The organism is Phenylobacterium sp. (assembly GCF_031425575.1).
Lineage (GTDB): Bacteria > Pseudomonadota > Alphaproteobacteria > Caulobacterales > Caulobacteraceae > Phenylobacterium.
Genome location: NZ_JANPJP010000275.1, coordinates 1 through 3,877, shown reverse-complemented (window position 1 = coordinate 3,877; position 3,877 = coordinate 1). Strand labels below are relative to the sequence as shown.

Sequence of the window (3,877 nt, the reverse complement as noted above, 5' to 3'; positions counted from 1 at the left end):
TGCGATCGACATAGGCCTCCAGCGGGCGCTCACCAACGCTCTGCACTCACCCCCATCCCCGGCCCTTCCCCCATCGAGGGGGAAGGGAGCTGCCCCTACCCGTTCAAGGCTCCGGCCGCCTTCAGCGCCTCGATCTCCGCGCCCGAGAAGCCCCAGTCGGTGAGCGCCTCGGTATCGTGTGCGCCGATGGCGGGCGGCGGGCCCTGGATGGCGCCTGGCGTGGCCGAGAAGCGCGGCGCCGGCGCCGGCTGGGTGACCCCGGCGACCTCGACGAAGGTCTGGCGGGCCACATTGTGGGGATGCTTGGGCGCCTCATCCAGGTCGAGGACCGGGGCGAAGCAGACGTCCGTGCCGCCCATGATGGCGGTCCACTCGTCTTGGGTCTTCCCGGCGATCACCTCGGCCAGCTTGGCGCGCAGGCTGTCCCACTCGCCGCGGTTCATCTGAGCTGCGAAAGCGGGGTCGGTAATCCCGGTCTTTTCAAGTAGTAAGGCGTAGAACTGTGGCTCGATGGAGCCAATGGAAACCCACTTTCCGTCCGAGCACTGGTAGGTGTCGTAGAAGTGGGCGCCGCCATCCAGCATGTTGGCGCGGCGGTCGTGGGTCCACATGCCGCTGGCCTTGAAGCCGTAGAACATGGCCATCAGCGAGGCCGCGCCGTCGCTCATGGCCGCGTCGATCACCTGGCCCTTGCCGGTCTCCCGCGCGCTGATGATCCCGGCCATCAGGCCGAAGGCGAGGTAGAGGGCGCCGCCGCCGAAATCTCCCACCAGGTTCAGCGGCGGGATCGGCTTGTCCTTGGTCCCGATGGCGTGGAGGGCGCCGGTGATGGCGATGTAGTTCATGTCGTGGCCTGCGGCATTGGCGTAGGGACCGGTCTGGCCCCAGCCAGTCATGCGGCCGTAAACGATCTTCGGATTGCGCTTCAGCACCACGTCGGGCCCAAGCCCCAGGCGCTCCATGACACCCGGTCGGAAGCCCTCGAACACCGCGTCAGCGCTCTCCAGCAGCTTCAGGCAGGTCTCGATGGCCTGGGGGTTCTTGAGGTCCAGGCCTACGGAGCGGCGGCCGCGCGCCGTCACGTCGGCGGGAGAGCCCCTGCCCTGCCCCTTGCGGTCGATCCGCACCACGTCGGCGCCGAGGTCCGACAGCAGCATGCCGCAGAATGGCCCCGGCCCGATCCCGGCGAACTCGATGATCTTCAGTCCGCTCAGCGGTCCCTGGCGCATGGTCTCAACTCCCAATCGATTTTGCGGGAGTTTAGCGCCAGTGACGTGCGGTCAGCCAAGCGCCCTAGCCGCCGCCGGGCAGCGATTGGCCGTCGTCGATAGTGATCAGGGTTCCGGCGATGGCCCGCGCCGCGGGCCCGCAGAGCATCATGAAGGCGGCGTCGAGGTCGCTCGCCTCCATCAGGCGGCGTCGCGGGAAGCCCTTGAGTTGCTTCCTGCCGCCCTCGGTGCTCCACCAGAAGGCGTTGATATCGGTCTCGATGTAGCCGGGCGCCAGGGCGTTGACCGCGATCCCGCGCCGCGACCACTCACGGGCCAGGCTGCGGGTCAGCATGGCGACCGACGCCTTGGAGGCGTTGTAGGCCGCCAGGCCCGGCAGGACCGTATGGCTGGCGATGGAGGCGATGTTGACGATGCGGGCCTGGCCGGCGTCGGCGGTCCCATTGGCGAACATCAGCCGCGCGGCGGCCTGGGCGGCGAAGAACACCCCGCGCACATTGACGTCGAAGGTGCGGTCCCACTCCTCGATGGAGAGATCAAGCGCCAGCCCCTCCCCGCCGACCCCGGCGTTGTTGACGAGGATGCACACCGGTCCCAGGCCCGCCTCGATCTCGGCGAAGGCGGGCGCGATGGAGGCGGCGTCAGCGACGTCCAGGCGCAGGGCCATGGCGCGGCCGCCCGATCCGGCGATCTCACCGGCCAGGTTCTCGACCATGTCCAGCCGCCGGGCGGTCAGGGCGACGGAGGCGCCGGCCCCGGCCAGCAGCCTGGCGAAATGAGTCCCCAGTCCGCCAGACGCCCCGGTGATGATGGCCGTCTGGCCCGAAAGCGGCTTGTCCATGGCGATGCTCCACACCCTTGACCTGCGCGTCCCTGTCGCGGTCGCGCACCTCTGTATATTCTGCCTTCAGCCCGATTCCCGCCTATAAGCGGCAGGTCGGCTGTCTTGTTGTTTCAAAGGTTGAGGAATGGCCCTGGGCGTCCATGCGCGAGTTCTGATCGTCGCGCGAGATGACGCCCTGGCGGGTCCGCTCGCCGAGGGGCTGGACCGGCTCGGCTGGCGCACCGTCACCGCGCGCGGCCCCTATGCCGCCATCGCCGCGCTCAGCGACCTGCAGGTGGAAGCCGCGATCGTCGACCTCGCCAGCGGCGGCCACGAGGCCCTGACGCTCGCCAAGCGCCTGAAGGCCGCCTGCGCCCCACGCCGCCTGCCGGTGATCGCCATCGGCGCGCCGGGACCGGAACTGGACGGCCTCAACTTCGATCTCACCCTGACGGCGCCGGTGCATCCGGCCCAGGTGGTGCTGCGCCTGGAGACCCTGGTGCGCATGGCCATCGCCGAGGAGGAGTTCGAGCTGCGGCTGGAAACCTTCAGCGAGCGTGGCCGGCGGCTGGAGACCCCTGATCCCGATCCCACGCCCTTCCGGGTGCTGGCCATCGGCGAGCCCGCGCCGCAGTTCCTGGCGCTTTCCAACGCCCTGACCGGTTCCGGCGCGGAAGTGGTGGGCGCTTTCACGGCCTATACGGCCTTTGACTACCTGCACGAACGGCCCTTCGACGCCGTGGTGCTGTGGGCTGGGGACAACAGCCAGGAGGCGCTGTCGATCGCGGCGGGCATGCGCCGCAACACCCGCCTCTATCACACGCCCGCCCTGCTCTACATGAAGCAGGAGAGCTATGTGACCATGTCGGAGGCCTATCATCGGGGCATCTCCGACGTGGCCTCGCCCGAGACGCCGGAGACCGAGACCGCCAAGCGGGTGATCGAGCTGGCGCGCAGCTACCGCCGCCAGACGGCGATCCGCAAGGCCCTGGAAAAGGCGCGGGCCTCGGGCCTGATGGACCCGGCGACGGGGCTGTTCACCCGGGACCTGTTCGCCACCCACCTGGGGCGGCTCGCCCAGGCCTCGCGGCTGCGTAACCGGCCGCTATCGGTCTGCGTGCTGAAGGTCTCCAACCGACCGGACGTCGACAATGCGCGCCACGGCGGCTGGCTGGACCGCGCCATCCCTCAGATCGGCTCGATGATCGGCCGCCTGGTGCGGGTGGAGGACACCGCCGCACGCCTGGGTCCGGAGGTCTTCGCGCTTGCCCTGCCCGCCACCCCCCAGGCCTCGGCCCGGGCGGCCGGCGAACGCATCGCCGCCGTGATCGGCTGCACGGCCTTCGAGGCCGGCGACGGCAAGGCCCCCTTCGTGGTGGAGTTCGACATCGGCGTCGCCGAGGTCAGCCTGGCGGCTGGGGTTGGGAAGGCGCTGGAGGAAGCTGCGGCGCGAGCTGTGGAGAAGGCGAGCTAAGGAGCCCTTCCCTATCCGCTCGTCCCGGCGAAGGCCGGGATCCAGGTCGGAGGTCACGGCCTCGAATAGAACCCTGAATTCGGTGGGTGTATCTGGGTCCCGGCCTTCGCCGGGATGAGCGGGGTTGCGGCGCCTAGGCCGCGACCGCCGCCCCGGCCAGTTTGGCCAGTTCGCTCAGCACCCGCTCTGCGGCGTTGAGCCGCTGTTCCGGGGTTTCCCATTCGCCGCGCACGACGACCTTGTTGTCGGGGCGGACCTTCCAGGCGACCTGATTCTTGGTGACGAAGGCCATCAGCCCCATGGGGTTGGGGAAATCCTCGTTGCGGAACGTGACCACGGCGCCCTTAGGCC

At 69.4% G+C, this 3,877-nt stretch carries 4 protein-coding genes; 1 reads left to right on the top strand and 3 read right to left on the bottom strand.

Going from position 1 to position 3,877, the window contains the following annotated elements; translation table 11 throughout:
* Positions 1 to 95: 95 nt before the first annotated feature.
* Together RMO97_RS15635 and RMO97_RS15630 are read right to left on the bottom strand one after the other, a co-directional pair.
* Positions 96 to 1,229 (bottom strand): CaiB/BaiF CoA-transferase family protein, encoded by a 1,134-nt coding sequence (locus RMO97_RS15635; RefSeq protein WP_310541963.1) that lies wholly within the window; start codon positions 1,227 to 1,229, stop codon positions 96 to 98.
* 64 nt (positions 1,230 to 1,293) lie between these two features.
* On the bottom strand, positions 1,294 to 2,070 hold the full coding sequence (locus RMO97_RS15630) for an SDR family NAD(P)-dependent oxidoreductase (protein ID WP_310541962.1): 777 nt from the start codon (positions 2,068 to 2,070) through the stop codon (positions 1,294 to 1,296).
* A gap of 133 nt (positions 2,071 to 2,203) precedes the next feature.
* Between RMO97_RS15630 and RMO97_RS15625 the strand changes: the two genes are divergently transcribed.
* Positions 2,204 to 3,526, top strand: coding sequence for a diguanylate cyclase domain-containing protein (locus RMO97_RS15625; RefSeq protein WP_310541964.1), 1,323 nt, complete (start codon positions 2,204 to 2,206; stop codon positions 3,524 to 3,526).
* A gap of 133 nt (positions 3,527 to 3,659) precedes the next feature.
* Here RMO97_RS15625 and RMO97_RS15620 read toward each other — a convergent pair.
* The coding region (locus tag RMO97_RS15620) for a hypothetical protein (RefSeq protein WP_310541961.1) at positions 3,660 to 3,877 on the bottom strand (218 nt) is incomplete at its 5' end.